The organism is Streptomyces sp. NPDC005483 (assembly GCF_040606035.1).
Taxonomy (GTDB): domain Bacteria; phylum Actinomycetota; class Actinomycetes; order Streptomycetales; family Streptomycetaceae; genus Streptomyces.
In genome coordinates, this window is record NZ_JBEXEA010000014.1 from 225,678 (window position 1) to 244,857 (window position 19,180).

Annotated in this window: 15 protein-coding genes; 4 read left to right on the plus strand and 11 right to left on the minus strand. The window is 71.0% G+C overall.

Annotation, left to right across the window (positions count from 1 at the left end; all coding sequences use genetic code 11):
* Nucleotides 1-62 precede the first annotated feature (62 nt).
* The 10 genes from ABZT06_RS26915 to rsmH form a co-directional block, all read right to left on the minus strand.
* A complete protein-coding gene (locus ABZT06_RS26915; protein ID WP_355745928.1) occupies nt 63-857 on the minus strand; it encodes an FtsQ-type POTRA domain-containing protein in 795 nt (264 codons plus the stop codon).
* A gap of 19 nt (nt 858-876) precedes the next feature.
* On the minus strand, nt 877-1,971 hold the full coding sequence (murG, locus tag ABZT06_RS26920) for an undecaprenyldiphospho-muramoylpentapeptide beta-N-acetylglucosaminyltransferase (protein WP_355745931.1): 1,095 nt from the start codon (nt 1,969-1,971) through the stop codon (nt 877-879).
* Nucleotides 1,972-1,977: 6 nt separating this feature from the next.
* Entirely contained in the window at nt 1,978-3,339 is a 1,362-nt protein-coding gene (gene ftsW / locus ABZT06_RS26925; protein WP_355745934.1) for a putative lipid II flippase FtsW, read from the minus strand.
* Between the two features lie 20 nt (nt 3,340-3,359).
* Nucleotides 3,360-4,793: a UDP-N-acetylmuramoyl-L-alanine--D-glutamate ligase gene (gene murD / locus ABZT06_RS26930; protein ID WP_355745937.1), complete on the minus strand. Its 1,434-nt coding sequence runs from the start codon at nt 4,791-4,793 to the stop codon at nt 3,360-3,362.
* The gene (gene mraY / locus ABZT06_RS26935) at nt 4,775-5,863 is read right to left on the minus strand and encodes a phospho-N-acetylmuramoyl-pentapeptide-transferase (RefSeq protein WP_355746041.1); all 1,089 of its coding nucleotides are present in this window, start codon (nt 5,861-5,863) and stop codon (nt 4,775-4,777) included. Before mraY ends, murD begins: the two co-directional genes overlap by 19 nt.
* Nucleotides 5,863-7,272, minus strand: a complete 1,410-nt coding sequence (gene murF / locus ABZT06_RS26940) for a UDP-N-acetylmuramoyl-tripeptide--D-alanyl-D-alanine ligase (RefSeq protein WP_355745940.1) — start codon at nt 7,270-7,272, stop codon at nt 5,863-5,865. Before murF ends, mraY begins: the two co-directional genes overlap by 1 nt.
* Before the next feature lie 4 nt (nt 7,273-7,276).
* Nucleotides 7,277-8,797 (minus strand): UDP-N-acetylmuramoyl-L-alanyl-D-glutamate--2,6-diaminopimelate ligase, encoded by a 1,521-nt coding sequence (locus ABZT06_RS26945; protein WP_355745943.1) that lies wholly within the window; start codon nt 8,795-8,797, stop codon nt 7,277-7,279.
* A gap of 232 nt (nt 8,798-9,029) precedes the next feature.
* Entirely contained in the window at nt 9,030-11,006 is a 1,977-nt protein-coding gene (locus ABZT06_RS26950; protein ID WP_355745946.1) for a penicillin-binding transpeptidase domain-containing protein, read from the minus strand.
* 5 nt (nt 11,007-11,011) lie between these two features.
* A complete protein-coding gene (locus ABZT06_RS26955; protein WP_355745949.1) occupies nt 11,012-11,575 on the minus strand; it encodes a hypothetical protein in 564 nt (187 codons plus the stop codon).
* A 51-nt stretch (nt 11,576-11,626) separates the two neighbouring features.
* Nucleotides 11,627-12,583: a 16S rRNA (cytosine(1402)-N(4))-methyltransferase RsmH gene (rsmH, locus tag ABZT06_RS26960; RefSeq protein ID WP_355745951.1), complete on the minus strand. Its 957-nt coding sequence runs from the start codon at nt 12,581-12,583 to the stop codon at nt 11,627-11,629.
* A gap of 415 nt (nt 12,584-12,998) precedes the next feature.
* Between rsmH and ABZT06_RS26965 the strand changes: the two genes are divergently transcribed.
* The 4 genes from ABZT06_RS26965 (at nt 12,999) to ABZT06_RS26980 (ending at nt 18,588) form a co-directional block, all read left to right on the plus strand.
* Nucleotides 12,999-13,541 carry a carbonic anhydrase gene (locus ABZT06_RS26965; protein ID WP_355745956.1) on the plus strand — a complete coding sequence of 181 codons (543 nt, stop codon included), beginning with the start codon at nt 12,999-13,001 and terminating at the stop codon, nt 13,539-13,541.
* Between the two features lie 237 nt (nt 13,542-13,778).
* The gene (locus ABZT06_RS26970) at nt 13,779-14,813 is read left to right on the plus strand and encodes a MoxR family ATPase (protein WP_355745959.1); all 1,035 of its coding nucleotides are present in this window, start codon (nt 13,779-13,781) and stop codon (nt 14,811-14,813) included.
* Entirely contained in the window at nt 14,813-16,180 is a 1,368-nt protein-coding gene (locus ABZT06_RS26975; protein ID WP_355745962.1) for a DUF58 domain-containing protein, read from the plus strand. The genes ABZT06_RS26970 and ABZT06_RS26975 overlap by 1 nt, the downstream gene beginning before the upstream one ends.
* Complete coding sequence (locus ABZT06_RS26980; protein WP_355745965.1) at nt 16,180-18,588, plus strand: DUF3488 and transglutaminase-like domain-containing protein; 2,409 nt, start codon at nt 16,180-16,182, stop codon at nt 18,586-18,588. The genes ABZT06_RS26975 and ABZT06_RS26980 overlap by 1 nt, the downstream gene beginning before the upstream one ends.
* Nucleotides 18,589-18,775: 187 nt before the next feature.
* Here ABZT06_RS26980 and ABZT06_RS26985 read toward each other — a convergent pair whose 3' ends face one another.
* Nucleotides 18,776-19,174, minus strand: a complete 399-nt coding sequence (locus tag ABZT06_RS26985) for a DUF3040 domain-containing protein (RefSeq protein WP_355745968.1) — start codon at nt 19,172-19,174, stop codon at nt 18,776-18,778.
* Nucleotides 19,175-19,180: the final 6 nt, after the last annotated feature.

Sequence of the window (19,180 nt, forward strand, 5' to 3'; positions counted from 1 at the left end):
TTCACCCTATGTGATCAGCCGTAGCAGTGCCCAACCAGGGTGCTGGCCTGCGCTGATGTGCGTCAACTCCCCGATGACGCAGGGGCGGTGGGAACGCTGACGTCGAAGTGCCCCGCATCAGGGGTGGCTTTCATGAGAGCGGCGAGCGTACGGGCCTTCGCGGCGCCATTCTCGCCGCTCCCCCAGGCGACGGTGCGACCGCCCCTCAACTCCAGCGAGATGTCGTCGTACGAACGCACCTTGACGGAACGGGCCGCGCGCGCGACGTCGACCGGAATGTCACCCGCCACCCGCACCGCTTCCCGCACGAGCCGGGCTTCGCCGAAGCGGCGCAGGCTCGCGGCGCGCGAGTCCGGCCGGGTGAGCTCCAATTCCAGTGCGGGGACGCCTTTCGGAGCCTCGGAAACCGTGGCGAACCGGACACCTTCATCGTCCACTTCGACAAAGTTTCCGCCCTTTTGGACAAGCAGAACCGGAGTACGTTCGGTCACTTTCAGCCCGATTCCGTGGGGCCAGGAGCGCGAGACGTCAACTGAGTCAATTCGGGGCAATTTCCGGCGCAGTCGTGCCTCGATCGCATCGGTGTCGACGGACATCAGCGGCTCGCCGACCGGGACGTCCGCCGCCTCGCGCACCTGCTCCGGAGTCAGCACCAGGGTTCCCGAGACCGCCACGCGTTCGACGCGCAGCCACTGGGAGCCGTACAACAGCCAGACGGCGCCCGCGGAGAGAAGCGCGAGCGCCACGGCGAGGATGATGATCATACGGAGCCGACGCACCCTCAACCGCCGGTCGGGAGGCGGGCCGGACGACTCCTGCTGGCGTTCACCGCGCTCGGCGGTCGTCGATCCGGCCACGCGCACTCCCTTTTCCTGGCTACTGGCGTCGGTGCGAGGCGATCGCCTCGTACACCATGCCGACGAGCAGGTCGTCGGCGTCCCGGCGGCCGAACTCGGCGGCGGCGCGGGACATCTCGTACAACCGGTGCGGGTCGGCGAGCACGGGCAGGACGTTGCCCCGTACCCACTCGGGCGTCAGTTCCGCGTCGTCGACCAGCAGTCCGCCGCCGGCCTTGACCACCGGCTGGGCGTTCAGCCGCTGTTCGCCGTTGCCGATGGGCAGCGGGACGTAGGCGGCCGGGAGCCCGACGGCGGAGAGTTCGGCGACGGTCATCGCGCCCGCGCGGCAGAGCATCATGTCGGCCGCGGCGTACGCGAGGTCCATCCGGTCCAGGTAACTTACCGGGATGTACGGGGGCATTCCCGGCATCTGCTGCACATGCGGCAGTTCGTTCTTCGGGCCGACCGCGTGCAGGATCTGGATCCCGGCCTGCTGGAGCAGGGGCGCGACCTGCTGGACGACCTCGTTGAGGCGCCGGGCGCCTTGCGAGCCGCCGGAGACCAGCAGGGTCGGCAGGTTCGGGTCGAGGCCGAACAGGTGCCGGGCCTCGGGGCGGACGGCGGCCCGGTCCAGGGTGGCGATGGTGTGGCGCAGCGGGATGCCGATGTAGCGGGAGTTGCGCAGCTTGCTGTCCGGCGTGGCCACGGCCACCTGGGCGGCGTACCGGGACCCGATCTTGTTGGCGAGGCCGGGACGGGCGTTGGCCTCGTGGACGACGATCGGCACGCCGAGCCGCTTGGCGGCGAGGTAGCCGGGCAGCGCCACGTAGCCGCCGAAGCCGACGACGGCGTCGGCCTTGGTGCGCTCCAGGATCTGCTCGGTGGCCTTGATCGTGCCGCGCAGCCGGCCCGGGACGGTGATCAGCTCGGGGGTGGGCTTACGGGGCAGCGGGACGGCCGGGATGAGCGCGAGCTCGTAGCCGCGCTGCGGGACGAGCTTGGTCTCCAGCCCCCGTTCCGTGCCCAGGGCCGTGATCCCCACGCTCGGGTCCTGCCTGCGCAGGGCGTCCGCGAGGGCGAGCGCGGGCTCGATGTGGCCGGCGGTCCCCCCACCGGCGAGTACGACATGCACCGAAATTCACCGCTCTCCGGACGAACGCGCCGATGGGGCGCGCCGTCTCATCGTGTTCCATCTCCGAGGCCCCCGTGCCGGCACGGCGCCTCCCGCCCGCTTTCGACCAAAGCGGGGTTGCCGCATCGAAAGCGCCGCCCGCGCAGCGGGATCGTCACGCGCGAACGCGATCAGCAGCCCGACGGCGAACATGGTCGGCAGCAGGGCGGACCCTCCGTAGGAGAACAGCGGGAGCGGGACACCGGCGATCGGCAGCAGACCGAGCACCGCACCGATGTTGATCACCGCCTGAGCGGTGATCCAGGTGGTCACGCCTCCCGCGGCATACCTCACGAAGGGGTCCTCCGTGCGTCCGGCCACGCGGATACCCGCATAGCCTAGAGCCGCGAAGAGAGCGAGTACCGACAGCGTCCCCGCGAGGCCCAGTTCCTCACCGGTGACGGCGAAGATGAAGTCGGTGTGGGCTTCGGGTAGTTGGCCCCATTTCTCCACACTCGCGCCGAGCCCGGAGCCGAAGATTCCGCCGGAGGCGAGGGCGTAGATGCCGTGCACGGCCTGCCAGCAGTCGGCGCCCCCCGACCTGGGCTCGGTGGCACCGATGCAGGCGAGCCGGGCCATGCGGTTGGGGCTGGTCTTGATGAGGATCATCCCGATCAGCCCGGCGATCGACAGCACTCCGACGAACAGCCGGGTCGGGGCCCCTGCGAGCCACAGCAGCCCGAACAGGATCGCCGTCAGGATGATCGCCGTACCCATGTCGCCGCCCAGCATGATCAGCCCGAGCAGCAGGAAGGCGACCGGGACGAGCGGCACCAGCATGTGCTTCCACTGGGTCAGCAGCTTCTTGTCCTGCTTGCGGGCGAGCAGGTCGGCCGCCCACAGCACGAGGGCCAGCTTGCCGAACTCGCTGGGCTGGATCTGGAAGGAGCCGCCGAGCGAGATCCAGTTCTGGTTGCCGTTGACCGACATCCCTATCCCCGGCACCTGCACCAGGGCCATCAGGAAGACCGCGCCCGCCAGGATCGGGTAGGCGAGCGCCCGGTGCAGCTTGACCGGCATGCGGGACGCGATCAGCAGCAGGACGGCGCCGATGGCAGCGGCCAGGAACTGTTTGCGGAAGAAGAAGGATCCCGGCAACGACATCTGCAGGGCCGTGATCTGGGAGGCCGAGTAGACCATCACCAGGCCGAGCACGGTGATCAGCAGGCTGCCGCCGAGGATCAGGTAGTAGGCCGTCAGCGGCCGGTCCCAGGCCTTGCGCGCGCGCGTGTAGAGCCGTTGTACGGCGTTCTCGGGCGAGGGCCGGGAGGCGTCGGGGCGTCGGGGCGCCCGCTGCACGGGCGGCCTGCCGGTACGGCTGGTGGGCATCAACGCCTCCGCTGCGTCGGTCAGGAGCCGAGTTCGCGAACCGCCTCCGCGAACGCGTCACCGCGCTTGTTGTAGTTGGCGAACATGTCCATCGAGGCACAGGCCGGAGCCAGCAGCACCGTGTCACCTGCGACGGCGAGGCGTGAGGCCTCCTGGACAGCCGCGAGCATCGCCCCAGTGTCGGTCCGGTCGAGGTCCACCACGGGTACTTCCGGGGCGTGTCGCGCAAGGGCTTCACGGATCAGGGCGCGGTCCTGGCCGATGAGCACGACCCCGCGAAGTCGCTGTGCCGACCTGGCGACCAGCTCGTCGAAGGTCGCGCCCTTGGCGAGCCCGCCCGCGATCCACACGATCGACTCGTAGGCCGCCAACGAGGCTTGCGCCGCGTGGGTGTTGGTGGCCTTGGAGTCGTCGACGTACGCGACCGAGTCCACATCGGCCACGTGGGCGATGCGGTGGGCGTCCGGGGTGAAGTCCCGCAGCCCGTCCCGTACGGCCCTGGCGGGCACCCCGAAGGCGCGTGCGAGGGCCGCCGCCGCAAGGGCGTTGGCGATGTTGTGCGGGACGGGCGGGTTGACGTCGGAGACCTCGGCGAGCTCCTGGGCGTTCTTGTGCCGGTCCTCGACGAAGGCACGGTCGACCAGGATGCCCTCGACGACGCCGAGTTGGGAGGGTCCGGGGGTGCCGAGGGTGAAGCCGACGGCCCGGCAGCCCTCCTCGACGTCCGCCTCGCGCACCAGGTCCTCGGTGGCCTTGTCGGCGACGTTGTAGACGCAGGCGACCCGATTGCCCTCGTAGACGCGGCCCTTGTCGGCGGCGTACGCCTCCATGGAGCCGTGCCAGTCGAGATGGTCGGGGGCGAGGTTGAGCACCGCGGCGGAGTGGGCGCGCAGCGAGGGCGCCCAGTGGAGCTGATAGCTCGACAACTCCACGGCCAGGACGTCGTACTGCTCGTCGCCGAGCACCGCGTCCAGCAGGGAGACGCCGATGTTGCCCACGGCGGCGGTGCGCAGCCCCGCGGCCCTCAGGATGGACGCCAGCATCTGGGTGGTGGTCGTCTTGCCGTTGGTGCCGGTGATCGCGAGCCAGGGAGCCGCGTCGGGGCCGCGCAGCCGCCAGGCGAGCTCCACGTCCCCCCAGATCTCCAGGCCGGCCTCACGGGCCGCCGTGAAGAGCGGCTTGTCCGGCTTCCAGCCGGGCGCGGTGACGACGAGTTCGGTGCCCTCGGGCAGGGTCGCGCCGTCACCGAGGCGCACGATGACGCCCAGCGCCTCCAACTCCGCGGCCTGCTCACGCGCGCGTGCGTCGTCGCCGTCGTTGACGACCGTGACGTGCGCCCCGCGCGCGTGCAGCGCCTTGGCCGCCGGGATGCCGGAGACACCGAGCCCGGCGACGGTGACGTGCTTGCCCTGCCAGTCGAGGTGCTCCGAGGCGGTCACTTTTCTGCTGCCCATCCCGCGTAGAAGAGACCCAGGCCGACGATCACACAGATGCCCTGGATGATCCAGAACCGGACCACCACAAGGACTTCTGACCAGCCCTTGAGTTCGAAGTGGTGCTGGAGTGGTGCCATGCGGAAGACGCGCTTGCCGGTCATCCGGAAGGAGCCGACCTGGATCACGACCGACATGGTGATGAGGACGAACAGACCGCCCATGATGGCGACCAGGAGTTCCGTGCGGGACAGGATCGCGAGGCCCGTGAGGACACCGCCGAGGGCGAGCGAACCGGTGTCGCCCATGAAGATCTTGGCCGGCGAGGTGTTCCACCACAGGAAGCCGAGGCAGGAACCCATCAGCGCGGAGGCGATCACCGCGAGGTCGAGGGGATCGCGCACCTCGTAACAGGCGTTCGGGTTGGTCAGGGTGCCCGTGTTGGCGCAGGACTCCTGGAACTGCCAGACGCCGATGAAGGTGTAGGCGCCGAAGACGAGGACGGAGGCACCGGTGGCGAGGCCGTCCAGACCGTCGGTGAGGTTCACGCCGTTCGACATCGCGAGGATCATGAACAGTGCCCAGACCACGAACAGGATCGGGCCGATCTTCCAGCCGAAGTCGGTGATGAACGACAGCTTGGTGGAGGCCGGGGTGTTGCCGCGGGCGTCCGGGAACATCAGTCCGAGCACCGCGAAGCCGATGCCGACGATCAGCTGGCCGGCCATCTTCGCCTTGGCCCGCAGGCCCAGTGAGCGCCGCTTGACGATCTTGATGTAGTCGTCGAGGAAGCCGACCAGGCCCATGCCGCACATCAGGCCGAGCACCAGCAGACCCGAGTAGGTGGGCGTGGCCGTCACGTCGGTGGTCCAGGTCGTGAACACCTTGGACAGGAAGTAGGCGGCAACCGTCGCGAAGATGAAGGCGATACCGCCCATCGTCGGCGTACCGCGCTTGCTGGCGTGCTCGCGCGGGCCGTCGTCCCGGATGTACTGGCCGTAACCCTTGCGCGCGAGCAGCTTGATCAGCAGCGGGGTGCCGACCAGGGTCAGGAAGAGGCCGATGACTCCTGCGAACAGGATCTGCTTCATCATCGGGCGGCAACCTCACCCTCGGCATCGAGCAGCGCCTGGGCGACGCTCTCCAGACCGACCGACCGGGACGCCTTCACGAGGACGACGTCTCCCGGGCGCAACTCACTGCGCAGCAGGTCGACCGCCGCCTGTGCGTCGGACACGTGCACCGACTCCTCACCCCACGAACCCTCGTTATATGCGCCCAGTTGCAGCCAGGACGCTTCCCTGCCCCCGACCGCGACGAGCTTGCCGACATTGAGCCGGACGGCGAGCCGTCCGACCGCGTCGTGCTCGGCGAGCGCCTCGTCCCCGAGCTCGGCCATCTTGCCGAGCACCGCCCAGGTCCGCCGCCCCTTGCCCATCGCCGCGAGTGCGCGCAAGGCGGCTCGCATGGACTCGGGGTTCGCGTTGTAGGCGTCGTTGACGATGGTCACGCCGTCCGGGCGCTCGGTGACCTCCATACGCCAGCGGGAGAGGGAGCCCGCCTCGGAGAGCGCGGTGGCGATCTCGGTTGCGGACATGCCCAGCTCATGGGCGACGGCGGCCGCGGCGAGCGCGTTCGACACGTGGTGCTCACCGTACAGGCGCATGGTCACTTCGCTTGCACCGGAGGGTGTGTGAAGGCTGAAGGCAGGCTGTCCGGTGTCCGTGAGTCTCACGTTCTCGGCGCGTACGTCCGCTTCGCCGGACTCTCCGAAAAGGATCACCTTCGCCGTCGTGCGGGATGCCATGGCCCGTACGAGCGGATCGTCGGCGTTGAGAATCGCGACACCGCCGTCCTGTGCCGGCGGCAGGGCCTCCACGAGTTCGCCCTTGGCCTGCGCGATCTGCTCGCGGCCGCCGAACTCGCCGATGTGCGCGGTGCCGACGTTGAGGACCAGGCCGATCTTCGGGGGCGTCAGATCCGTGAGGTAGGCGATGTGGCCGATGCCGCGGGCGCCCATCTCCAGGACGAGGAAGCGGGTCTCCTCGGTGGCGGTGAGCGCGGTGAGCGGCAGCCCGATCTCGTTGTTGAGCGAGCCCGGCGTGAACACCGTCGGCGCCTTGCGTTGGAGCACCTGCGCGATCAGGTCCTTGGTGCTGGTCTTTCCGGCCGAGCCGGTGAGGGCGACGAGGGTCGCGCCGAGCCGTCGTACGACATGACGCGCGAGGGCGCCGAGGGCCGTCTGGACGTCCTCGACGACGATCGCGGGCACGCCGACGGGGCGCTGGGCCAGCACGGCCACCGCGCCCGCCCGGACGGCCTGGTCGGCGTAGTCGTGGCCGTCGACGCGCTCCCCCACGAAGGCGGCGAACAGAGCGCCGTCCCTCACCTGCCGGGAGTCGATGACGACGGGCCCGCGCACCTGCGCCGACGGATCCGGTATGTCGTACGTCTGCCCGCCGACGACTGAGGCGATCTCGGCGAGAGAGAGGGCGATCACAAGTTCATCCCTGGGTCTTCTGGATGGCTTCTCGAAGCACCTGGCGGTCGTCGAAGGGACGGACCACCCCGGCGATGTCCTGACCCTGCTCGTGGCCCTTCCCGGCGACCAGTACGGTGTCGCCCGGCCGCGCGCGGGCGACGGCTGCGGTGATCGCGGCGGCCCGGTCCTCGAAGACCTGGACCTCGCCGCGCTCGTGTGCTGGTACGGACGCCGCGCCCTCGAGCATGGTTGCAAGGATCGCGAGCGGGTCCTCGGAGCGGGGGTTGTCGGAGGTCAGTACGGCGGTGTCGGCGAGGCGGGCCGCGGCGGCGCCCATAGGCCCGCGCTTGGTCCTGTCGCGGTCTCCGCCGCAGCCGAGCACGATGTGGAGCCTGCCCTCGGTGACCTTGCGCAGCGCCTTGAGGACCGACTCGACGGCGTCGGTCTTGTGGGCGTAGTCCACGACCGCGAGGTAGGGCTGCCCGGCGTCCACGCGCTCCAGTCGGCCCGGCACACCCGGTACGGCGGCGACGCCGTCGGCCGCGGTCTGCGGGTCGAGGCCGGCCGCGGCCAGGGCGACGATCGCGGCGAGGGTGTTTGCCACGTTGAAGGGCCCCGCGAGCGGCGACCTGGCGGCGATCCGCTCGCCCTTGGGGCCGATCACGGTGAACGTCGAGTCCATGGGGCCGACTTCGACGTCCTCGGCACGCCAGTCGGCGTCGGGGTGGCCCTCGGCGGAGTAGGTGACGACCGGGACCGTGGCTTCCTTCACGAGCCTGCGGCCGTACTCGTCGTCGAGGTTGACGACGCCGAGACGGCTGCGTTTCGGCGTGAAGAGCTGCGCCTTGGCCCGGAAGTAGTCCTCCATGTCGGAGTGGAACTCCATGTGTTCCGGGCTGAGGTTGGTGAAGACGCCGATGTCGAAGACACAGCCGTCGACCCGGCCGAGGACCAGCGCGTGGCTGGAGACCTCCATGGCGACCGCCTCGACTCCGCGCTCGCGCATCACCGCGAACAGGGCCTGGAGGTCGGTGGCCTCGGGCGTGGTGCGCTCCGACTTGATGCGCTCGTCACCGATGCGCATCTCGACGGTGCCGATCAGACCGGTGGACCTGACCCCCTTCAGACCGCCCTCGACGAGGTAGGCGGTGGTGGTCTTGCCGGAGGTGCCGGTGATTCCGATCTGGAGCAGGTCCCGACCAGGGTCGCCGTAGATCGTGGTCGCCAGTTCGCCCATGCGCGCGCGTGGGTCCTCGACGACCAGCACCGGAAGCCCGGTCGCGGCGGCGCGCTCGGCGCCCGTCGGGTCGGTCAGCACCGCGACCGCGCCGAGGCCGAGGGCCTGGGTGACGAAGTCGGCGCCGTGCAGACGGGCGCCCGGGAGGGCTGCGTACAGGTCGCCGGGGCGGACGGCACGCGAGTCATGGGTGATGCCCGTGACCTGCGCGGCGTGCTCCGGTTGCGCGGCACCCAGCTGATCGGCGAGCTCCGCGAGGGGTGTTGCGGAGACCCGGACCGGCCGGGGCGGTCCCGGATATGTCACGGGTGCGCCCTTCTGGGTGGTTTGGGACTGATCAGCGTGTGGCACGGCGGTGAGCGTACCGGGCGCACCCGCCTCGGAGCGAAGTGAGGGGCGGGGGGCGCCCTGGTTCCCGGAATCGGAGGTGGTCGTCGTCACGAGGTGGTTCCTGGTGGCCTTTCCGAGGTGCTGATGAGGTGCTGGGGGGTGCTGATGAGGTGCTGAGGGGTGCCGGCGGGTGTTCACGCCGCGCTGATCAGGGCGTGTAGGTCACGGGCAGCTTCGCGGCCTTCGCTCCCGTGGGCGGCACCTGCAGGGTCTTCAGGGCGAACTCCATGACCTTCTTGTAGACGGGCCCGCAGATCTGGCCGCCGAAGTAGCTGCCCTGGGTGGCGTTCTGGATGGCGCAGTAGACGGTGATCCGGGGCTTGTCCGCGGGCGCGAAGCCGGCGAACGACGAGGTGTAGCCCTTGTACTTGCCGGTGGCCGGATCCACGCGGTTGGCCGTGCCCGTCTTGCCCGCGACCCGGTAGCCGGGGATGCGCGCCTTGGTGCCGGTGCCCTCCTGGTCGTCCACGACCGATTCCAGCATCTGGGCCAGCGTCCTGGCCGTCCTGGCGCTGACGACCCTTGTCTCCTTGGGCTTCGCGGCGGGTGTGAAGCGTCCGTCGGGTCCCTTCGTGCCGCGCACGAGTGTGGGTTCGACGCGCACACCGCCGTTGGCGATCGTCGAGTAGACGGACGCGGCCTGCATCGCGTTGAGGGAGACACCCTGGCCGAAAGGAATCGTGTACTGCTGCGAGGTCGACCAGTCCGCGGGCTTGGCCAGGATGCCCGGGGTCTCACCGGGGAAGTCGAGCCCGCTGTAGCGGCCGAGGCCGAACTTGCGCAGGTACGAGTAGAGGACCTGGTTGGCCTGGGCCTGGGTCTTGCCCAGCTGGCCGGTCGCCAGGATGGTGCCGATGTTGCTGGACTTGGCGAGCACGCCGTTGAGTGTGAGGTACCAGGTCTCGTGGTCGATGTCGTCCTTGAAGAGCCGGTCACCGCGGTGCAGCCGGTTGGGCACGATCACCTGCGTGAGCGGGGTGGCGACGCCCTGTTCCAGTACGGCCGCCATCGACATGATCTTGGCGGTGGAACCGGGCTCGTAGGCGTCCTGGAGGGCCGCGTTGCCCATGTTCACCGAGCTCGCCTTGGACAGGTCGTTCGGGTCGAAGCCGGGCGAGTTGGCCATAGCGAGGACCTGGCCGGTCCGCGTGTCCTGCACTATCACGTACCCGCGGTCCGCCTTGGACTCCTTCACCTGGTCGGTGATGGCCTGCTGGGCGGCCCACTGGATGTCGCGGTCGATGGTGAGCTCGACGTCGCTGCCGGGGACCGCGGGGGTCTCGGTGGAGCCCACGGTGGGCACCTGGCGGCCACCGGACTGGGCGTAGCGGATCTTGCCGTCCTTGCCGGCCAGCAGGGAGTTCAGCTGCTGTTCGACACCGCCGCCGCCCTTGCCGTCGGCGTTGACCCAGCCCAGTATCCCGGCGGCGAGATCGCCGTTCGGGTACACGCGCTTGGTCGTCGGCACGGACAGGACGCCCGCAAGGACGTTGGCCGTGGCCGGGTCGGTCTCGCTCTTGGTGGCGAGCGCGGACTTCAGGTCCTTGATCTGCTTCCAGACCTGCGGGGTCTGCCGGTTGGCGAGCAGGACGTAGCGGAGCTTCTTGTCCTTGGGCCGCAGCTTCTTGACGATCGTCTCCTGCTCCTGCCCCAGGATCGGGGCGAGCAGGGCGGCGGCCTGCTCGGGACCGTCGTCGATCTTCAGCTGCTCGCGGGTGAACAGCGTGGGGTCGGCCGTGATGTCGTACGCGTCCTCGCTCGTCGCCAGGGCCACTCCGTCGCGATCGGTGATCCCGCCGCGCTCGGCGGCCAGCGTGTAGCCGACGTACCGGTTCTGCTCGGCCTTGGCGGCGTAGGTGCTCGCGTCGACGGCCTGCACCTGGAGCAGCCGTACGACGAAGGCGGCGAGCACGAGTGTCAGCGCGAGGCCGACCAGGCGCAGCCGGGGGCGGGGACTGCCCAGGCGGATGGTCTTGGGCGCCGCGGCGCGGGGTGCCGACGGGCGGCGGGCCGGGCGGGCGCCGGGCCCCGGGCGCGGTCGGCCGACGGGGCGGGCGGAGCGCTCGGGGCGGGCGGGTCCGGGCACGCGGCGGCGCGGCGGTTGCCTGCCGAAGTCGTCAGACACTTCCGTCACCTGCCGGGGGTCGGGGTCGTGGGGAGCGGGACGTCCGAGGAGACGGCCTCTGGAGCTTGTACGACGGTCTCGGGAGCCGGTGCGACGGGCTCCGTCGGGGTGGGGCTGGCCGTCGGCGTCTGGACGGCCGCGCTGTCGATCACCTCGGGTGCGAGGACGAGCGGCATCCGGTAGGAGAGCGGCTCGGCGTCGGAGGCGGGGGACGGGACGCCCTTGACGGTGCCGTCGGGGTCGAGGAAGGCCGGGTCGCCGCCGGGCACCATGCCCAGTTCACGGGCGCGGCGCACGAGGGCGGCGGGCGCGGAGTAGGCGTCGATGTCCCGTTGCAGGCCCTGTTGCTCGTCGGTGAGGCTCTTGGTGTCCTTCTGGAGGTCGGCGAGCTTGAAGGACCCCTCGCTCAGTGCGGAGTTCAGCACCAGGAGCCCGATGAGGCCACCGCCGAGGAGGAGGACCACGAGGAGCACGAAGGGGGTGCGGGCCGCCTGTCCGGGGCTCGCCGTGCCGGGGAGGAGACGCGCGAGACGAGCCGCCCTCCCCCTCAGTTCGGGTTTCCTACTCACACGTCCTCCAGTGAGTCCGGTTTCCCAACCCACATGCACGGCTCACGCACTTCACTCGATGGACTCCCTGATTCGCTCGGCACCCCTGCAACGCGCCGGTGCGGCCCGCCGGTTCTCGGCGATCTCCTCCTCGGTGGGAAGTTCGGCACCGCGCGTGAGCAGCTTGAGCCGGGGCTGGTAGCGCTCGGGGACGACGGGCAGCCCGGGCGGGGCGGTGGTGGCGGCGCCGGCCGCGAAGACCTGCTTGACCAGCCGGTCCTCCAGCGAGTGGTACGACAGCACGGCGATCCGGCCGCCCACCGCGAGCGCCTGCACCGCGGCCGGGATGGCCCGCTCCAGGACGGAGAGTTCGCCGTTGACCTCGATGCGCAGGGCCTGGAAGGTGCGCTTGGCCGGGTTGCCGCCGGTGCGCTTGGCGGCCTGCGGCAGGGAGTCCCGGATCAGCTCGACGAGCCGCGCGCTGTTCGTGAACGGCTCCTTCTCGCGCTCGCGCACGATCGCGGACACGATCCGCTTGGCCTGCTTCTCCTCGCCGTACGCCCTGAGGATCCGGACGAGTTCGCCCGCCGGGTAGGTGTTGAGGACCTCGGCGGCGCTCACGCCGGTCGTCTGGTCCATGCGCATGTCGAGCGGGGCGTCCTGGGCGTAGGCGAAGCCCCGGTCGGCCTCGTCGAGTTGCATGGAGGAGACACCGAGGTCGAAGAGGACGCCCTGCACGCGCGCGATGCCGAGCCGGTCGAGGACGTCCGGGAGTTCGTCGTAGACCGCGTGGACGAGGGTGGCCCGCTCACCGTAGGGCGCGAGCCGCTCGCCGGACAGGCGCAGGGCCTCCTTGTCACGGTCGAGGGCGACGAGCCGGGCCTCGGGGAACCGCTGGAGCAGGGCCTCGCTGTGGCCGCCGAGACCGAGGGTGCAGTCGACGACCACCGACCCGGGCCGCTCGAGCGCGGGAGCCAGCAGGTCCAGGCACCGCTGGAGCATCACCGGGACGTGTCGACTCTGGCTCAAGGGGCCCTCTCAGGTCCGGCACGGGCCATACGCACCGCCGGGTCCCCGCCCGCTCATGAAGGGGAGGCCTGCCGGCGCCGGAAGCGTCAGCCGACCGGAGCGGGAGGAGGCCGAGCCGTACGTACGCGCCGCGCACGTGGGGAGACCGTCCGTGCGCGAGCCGGGGCCTCCGGGGAATGTCAGCAGGAAAGCCTCGCCTCCCGCTTCGCGTCACTTTAGTCCACGGTGTCTCGCGGTCAATCAACCGGCCTGCGCGTCGCGCACCGGCGCGGACTTGACGCTCCGAAAGGACGGAAAACACCCGTTCGGGTGGACCCGATGCTGTTGTGGGGTACCTCACACAGAAGGCGTGATGACGCTCTTTTTCCCTCCTCACGGCAGGACCGCGACGACGGTGACCAGTACCGTCATGGTTATGACGACTTCCGCATCCGTTCCCACCGAAGGCGCCATATCCTCCGGCGGCCGTGTGACCGACCGCCTGGTCAACGCCAACGAGCGATACGCCGCCGCGTTCTCCGACCCCGGGATGGACGCCCGCCCGGTCCTGCACGTCGCCGTGGTGGCGTGCATGGACGCCCGCCTCGACCTGCACGCCGCGCTCGGCCTGGAGCTCGGCGACTGTCACACCATCCGCAACGCGGGCGGTGTGGTCACCGACGACGTGATCCGCTCGCTCACCATCAGCCAGCGCAAGCTCGGCACCCGCAGCATCGTGCTCATCCACCACACGGGCTGCGGCCTGGAGGCGATCACCGAGGAATTCCGCACCGAACTGGAGATGGAGGTCGGTCAGCGTCCCGCGTGGGCCGTGGAGGCCTTCCGTGACGTCGACCAGGACGTCCGGCAGTCCATGCAGCGGGTGCGCACCTCGCCGTTCCTGCTGCACACCGACGACGTCCGCGGGTTCGTGTTCGACGTGAAGACGGGCCTGCTGCGCGAGATCGACCCCGCGTAACGGCCGTCGTAGCTGTCGTTTCGCTGTTGATTTCAAGCCTCGGGCCGCCCAAAACACCGCAGACCCGACATAGTGCAGCCAGTTGTCCACAGTCGAGTGACACGAAACGGTAACGGCAGCAAGAATGCGGGTGTGGCGTCGCGCGGAACTTTTCCCGCGTGGTGTCCGTGATTCGGGGTGGGCCGGTTACGCATCACAGAGCGTCGGCCCGGAAAGTTTCGGGCCGAGGAGGGCCGGGTGACCACCTATGACGATCGATCGAGCCTCACTGATCTGACCGCCGTCGTCGAGCGGGTTCGCAGTTCGGTGGAGGGCGTGATCGAGGGGAAGCCCGAGGTCGTACGGCTTTCGCTGACCGTGCTGCTCGCCGAGGGACATCTTCTGATCGAGGATGTCCCCGGCGTCGGCAAGACCATGCTGGCCAAGGCGCTGGCGCGGTCCATCGACTGCTCGGTGCGCCGCATCCAGTTCACCCCCGACCTGCTGCCCTCGGACATCACGGGCGTGTCCATCTGGGACCAGCAGCGCCGGGACTTCGAGTTCAAGCCGGGCGCGATCTTCGCCCAGATCGTGATCGGCGACGAGATCAACCGCGCCTCGCCGAAGACCCAGTCCGCGCTCCTGGAGTCGATGGAGGAGCGCCAGGTCACCATCGACGGCCAGACCTACGAGCTGCCCAGCCCCTTCATGGTGGTCGCCACGCAGAACCCGGTCGAGATGGAGGGCACCTACCCGCTGCCCGAGGCCCAGCGCGACCGCTTCATGGCCCGGGTCTCGGTCGGCTACCCCAGCGTCGAGGCCGAGTTGCAGATGCTCGACATCCACGGCGGGGTGAGCCCCCTGGAGGACCTCCAGCCGGTGGCGCATGCGCACGACATCGTGAAACTCATCGAGGCCGTCCGCGGCGTCCACGTCGCCGAGACGGTCCGGCGGTACGCCGTCGACCTGGTCTCCGCGACGCGCACCCACCCCGACCTCAGACTCGGCGCCTCACCGCGCGCGACGCTGCACCTGCTGCGCGCCGCCAAGGCCTCCGCCGCCCTCAGCGGCCGCGAGTTCGCGCTGCCGGACGACGTCCAGGCGCTCGCCGTGGCCGTCCTCGCCCACCGTCTGCTGCCCACCGCCCAGGCCCAGCTGAACCGGCGCACCGCGGAGCAGGTCGTGCAGGAGATCCTTCAGCGCACCCCGGTCCCCGCCGCGCCCCAGCAGGGCGGTCTCGGGATCGGCCGGACCGCGCCCGCGTATCCGCAGCAGCCGCCGCGGAGCCTGTGATGTCCACCGGGGTGCCCTCGGCCGGCGGCCCCGAGGCCGACCGGGGCGACAAGGGCGGGGTCCGCACGGCACTGGCCGGTCTGACCACCCGGGGCCGCTCCTTCTTCGCCGCGGGTATCGCCGCGGCCGTCTGCGCCTACGTCCTGGGCCAGAGCGACCTGCTGCGGGTCGGCCTGCTGCTGGCCGTGCTGCCCCTGGTGTGCGCGGGCGTGCTCTACCGGACCCGCTACCGGGTCGCGGGCAGCCGCAGGCTCTCCCCCGCGCGCGTGCCCGCCGGCAGCGAGGCCCGCGTCCATCTGCGGATGGACAACGTCTCGCGCCTGCCCACCGGCCTGCTGATGCTCCAGGACCGGGTGCCCTACGTCCTCGGCCCGCGCCCCCGCTTCGTGCTCGACCGGGTGGAGCCGGGCGGCCGCCGCGAGGTGTCCTACCGGGTCCGCTCCGACCTGCGCGGCCGCTACCCGCTGGGCCCGCTCCAGCTGCGCCTGACCGACCCGTTCGGCATGTGCGAGCTGACCCGCTCCTTCTCGACGTACGACACCCTGACCGTGATCCCGCGCGTGGAGGCGCTGCCACCGGTGCGGCTGAACGGCGAGGCCAAGGGGTACGGCGAGGGACGGCAGCGCTCGCTCGCCCTGGCCGGCGAGGACGACGTGATCCCGCGCGGCTACCGCTACGGCGACGACCTGCGCCGGGTGCACTGGCGCTCCACCGCCCGCTACGGCGAGCTGATGGTCCGCCGCGAGGAGCAGCCCCAGCGCGCCCGCTGCACGGTGCTCCTGGACACCCGGGGCCTCGCCTTCGCCGGCGCGGGCCCCGACTCGGCCTTCGAGTGGGCCGTCTCGGGCGCCGCCTCCGTCCTGGTCCACATGCTCGAACGGGGCTTCTCTGTACGGCTGTTGACGGACACCGGCAACTCCGTGCCCGGCGAGGGCGCCGACGGTTTCGCGGGCGCCAGCCAGGGGACGGCGGACGCGGCCGGGCTGATGATGGACACCCTCGCGGTGATCGACCACTCCGACGGCACCGGCCTGTCGCACGCGTACGACGTGCTGCGCAGGGGGAACGAAGGCCTCCTGGTGGCGTTCTTCGGTGACCTCGACGAGGAGCAGGCCACCGTGGTCGCCAAGATGCGGCAGCGCAGCGGGGGCGCGCTCGCCTTCGTGCTCGACAGCGAGAGCTGGGTGCGCGAACCGACCGACGTGCCCGGTCCGTCGCAGGAGCGCGCGCAGCGGTTGCGGATGCTGCGCGAGGCGGGCTGGACGGCACTGGGCGTGCCGCGGGGCGCCTCGCTGGAGGAGCTGTGGCGGCTCGCGGACCGCGAGCGCACAGGCGTCGGTGCGGCCGGCGCCGGGGAGGCGTCGTGATGAGCGGGCGGGGACGACTGGCGCTGTGCGCGTGGGCGGCCACGCTGATGGCCGCGTGCGCCCTGCTGCCGCTGGTCGAGCCGGTCACCTGGATCGTGCAGGCCGCCTTCCTGCTCGGGGTGCAGACGATGGTGGGCGCGGCGGCCAGGCGGATCCCGCTGGCCCGTCCGCTGACGGTGGCGGCCCAGGCACTCGTCACCCTGGTGATGCTGACCCTGATCTTCGCCCGCGACCATGCCTTCCTGGGGCTGGTCCCCGGCCCGGGAGCCTTCCTGCACTTCGGGGACCTGCTCCGGCAGGGCGGCGACGACATCGCGCGGTACGCGATCCCGGCGCCCCTGGCATCGGACGGCATCAAGCTGATGGTCCTTGGCGGTGTCCTGATCGTCGGGCTGGTGGTGGACGCCCTCGCGGTGACGTTCCGCAGCGCGGCCCCGGCGGGTCTGCCACTGCTCGCGCTGTACTCCGTCGCCGCGGGCCTGTCCGAGGGCCACGGCGACTGGCTCTGGTTCCTGGTCGCGGCGACCGGCTATCTGCTGCTGCTCCTGGCCGAGGGGCGTGAGCGGCTCTCGCAGTGGGGCCGTGTCTTCGGCGGGGCGTCACGCTCCCCGGGTGTCGACTCCGGTCCGGTGGCGCCGGTGCGCACCGGTCGGCGGATCGGCGTGGCGAGCCTCGGCATCGCCCTCGTGGTGTCGGCCACCCTGCCCTCGATGAACGGCGGCCTCCTGGACACCACCGGCGCGGGAGTGGGCGCCGGGAACGGCAGCGGCGGCACGATCTCCGCGGTGAACCCGCTGCTCTCGCTGCGCGACAGCCTGAACGTGGACGAGGACCGCCAGGTCCTGTCCGTGCAGACCCAGAGCAACGACACCTCCGACCTGTACCTGCGGATCGTCTCCCTGGACGACTTCGACGGCAGGACCTGGAAACCGTCCAAGCGGTCCATCGGTGCCGTACCGAAGGACTTCCCCACCCCGATCGGTCTCGGGGCCGACGTCAAGCGCACGGAGGTCGAGACGACCATCTCGGCGGCGAACTGGTACGAGCAGAGCTATCTGCCCATGCCCTACCCGCCCAGTGGCGTCCAGGTCCGCGGCAACTGGCGCTACGAGCCCGAGGGCATGGCGCTCGTCGGCGACCACGGGCAGAACACGCGCGGGCTGACGTACGACGTGAAGAGCCTGGACGTGGAGCCGACGGCCGAGCAGCTCGCCGCGGCACCGGCCGCGCCCCCGGCCATCGAGCGCGAGTACACCGACCTGCCCGACTCGCTGCCCGCGGTGGTGGCCAGGACCGCCCGCGAGGTCACCGCGGACGCGAAGAACCCGTACGAGCAGGCGGTCGACCTCCAGGACTACTTCGCGGTGAACGGGGGCTTCGAGTACGACACCCAGGTGGAGGTCGGCGACGGACCCAACGCGATCGCCAACTTCTTGCGGGACAAGCAGGGCTTCTGTGTCCACTTCTCGTTCGCCATGGCGGCCATGGCCCGCTCCCTGGGCATTCCGGCCCGGGTCGCGGTGGGCTTCGCGCCCGGCACCCCGCAGGCGGACGGCTCGGTGTCGGTGGGGCTCAAGGACGCCCACGCCTGGCCCGAGCTGTACTTCGAGGGGGTCGGCTGGACCCGCTTCGAGCCGACCCCGACCCGGGGCACGGTGCCCTCGTACACCGTCCCGGACGCCACCGGCAACGTGGACCCGGGCGTGGCACGGCCCTCCACGGGGTCCTCCGCGGCACCGTCGGCCTCGGCCTCGGCGAGCGAGAGCTGCGCGCCGCAGCTGCGGAAGCTGGAGGCGTGCGACAGCGCGTCCCCGGCGGCCGCGGCAGCCCCGGGCGGCGGCGGCCCCTGGTGGGCCGTACAGGGCCAGTGGTGGTATCTGAAGCTGCTGTTCTGGGTATTCGTCGGGCTGGCCGTCCTCTCGATCCCCTTGGCGCCGATGCTGTGGCGGCTGCGTACCCGTTCGGTGCGGCTGGGCGGGCACGGGCGCAGTGACGCGGACGCCGCCGCGCACACCCTGGCTGCCTGGCAGGAGCTGACCGACACGGCGTGGGACTTCGGAATCCCGCCGGACGACTCGCAGACGCCACGCAAGGCGGCGGCGCGGATCGTACGGCTCGGGCACCTCGATCCGACGGCGGCGGCCTCGGTGCACCGGGTGGCGGACGCCGTGGAGCAGGTGCTCTACGCCCCGCGGCCGCGGCCGACGGCCGGCCTCGCGCAGGACGTCTACCAGGTGATCGGCGGACTACGTGGCTCGGCCGGCCGAGCCACGCAGGCGCGTGCGCTGATCGCCCCGCGTTCCACCGCGAGGGTGGCGTGGGTGGTCTCGGAGTGGTGGGCCGGGCTCAGGACGCGCGCGGCGGCGGCCCGGCCGACCCTGCGCAAGCCGTCCGGTCAGCAAGGCTGAGGGACCGCCCGGCGGGCGGCGGAACGACGGTGACCGGGCCTTCGAGAGGCCCGGTCACCGTGCTGCGAGGAGGGGCAGTGCCCCGCGGAGACGGGTGGGGGCTGTCCCGAGGGCATGCGTGAGGGGGTGAGCACCCGGATGGGTGCTCACCCCCTCAGAACGTCTGTGAGAGCCGCTCGCGGGCCGGCTACTGGCCGCCGCCCTGCTCGTCGCGGCGCTTCTGCCAGCGCTGTTCGATCCGGTCCATCACCGAGCGCTTCTGGCGTCCCTGGCGACGGGCGTGCGGGGCACCTGCGGCGGGCTGCTCGCCCGGTTTGGGGGCCTTGCGCCAGCCGGTCACGGCGAGCACCGCGCACCCCAGCATCACGAGGAAGCCCACCACGCTGAGCCACACCTGCTTGGCGACCATACCGGCCATGAGGAGCGCGATACCCACGAGGAAGCCGGCGACCGCCTGGTAGACCCGCCGCCGGGTGTACGTACGCAGCCCGCTTCCCTCGAGCGCCGACGCGAACTTGGGATCTTCGGCGTACAGCGCTCGCTCCATCTGCTCGAGCATGCGCTGCTCGTGCTCCGAGAGCGGCACGGAGTC

Bases quoted from the DNA above. Each gene is read 5' to 3' on its own strand.
- ABZT06_RS26975 (WP_355745962.1), top strand. From the start codon at position 14,813: ATGTCCACCGGGGTGCCCTCGGCCGGCGGCCCCGAGGCCGACCGGGGC.
- ftsW (WP_355745934.1), bottom strand. From the start codon at position 3,339: ATGCCCACCAGCCGTACCGGCAGGCCGCCCGTGCAGCGGGCGCCCCGA.
- ABZT06_RS26965 (WP_355745956.1), top strand. From the start codon at position 12,999: ATGACGACTTCCGCATCCGTTCCCACCGAAGGCGCCATATCCTCCGGC.
- murD (WP_355745937.1), bottom strand. From the start codon at position 4,793: ATGGGCAGCAGAAAAGTGACCGCCTCGGAGCACCTCGACTGGCAGGGC.
- ABZT06_RS26980 (WP_355745965.1), top strand. From the start codon at position 16,180: ATGAGCGGGCGGGGACGACTGGCGCTGTGCGCGTGGGCGGCCACGCTG.
- mraY (WP_355746041.1), bottom strand. From the start codon at position 5,863: ATGAAGCAGATCCTGTTCGCAGGAGTCATCGGCCTCTTCCTGACCCTG.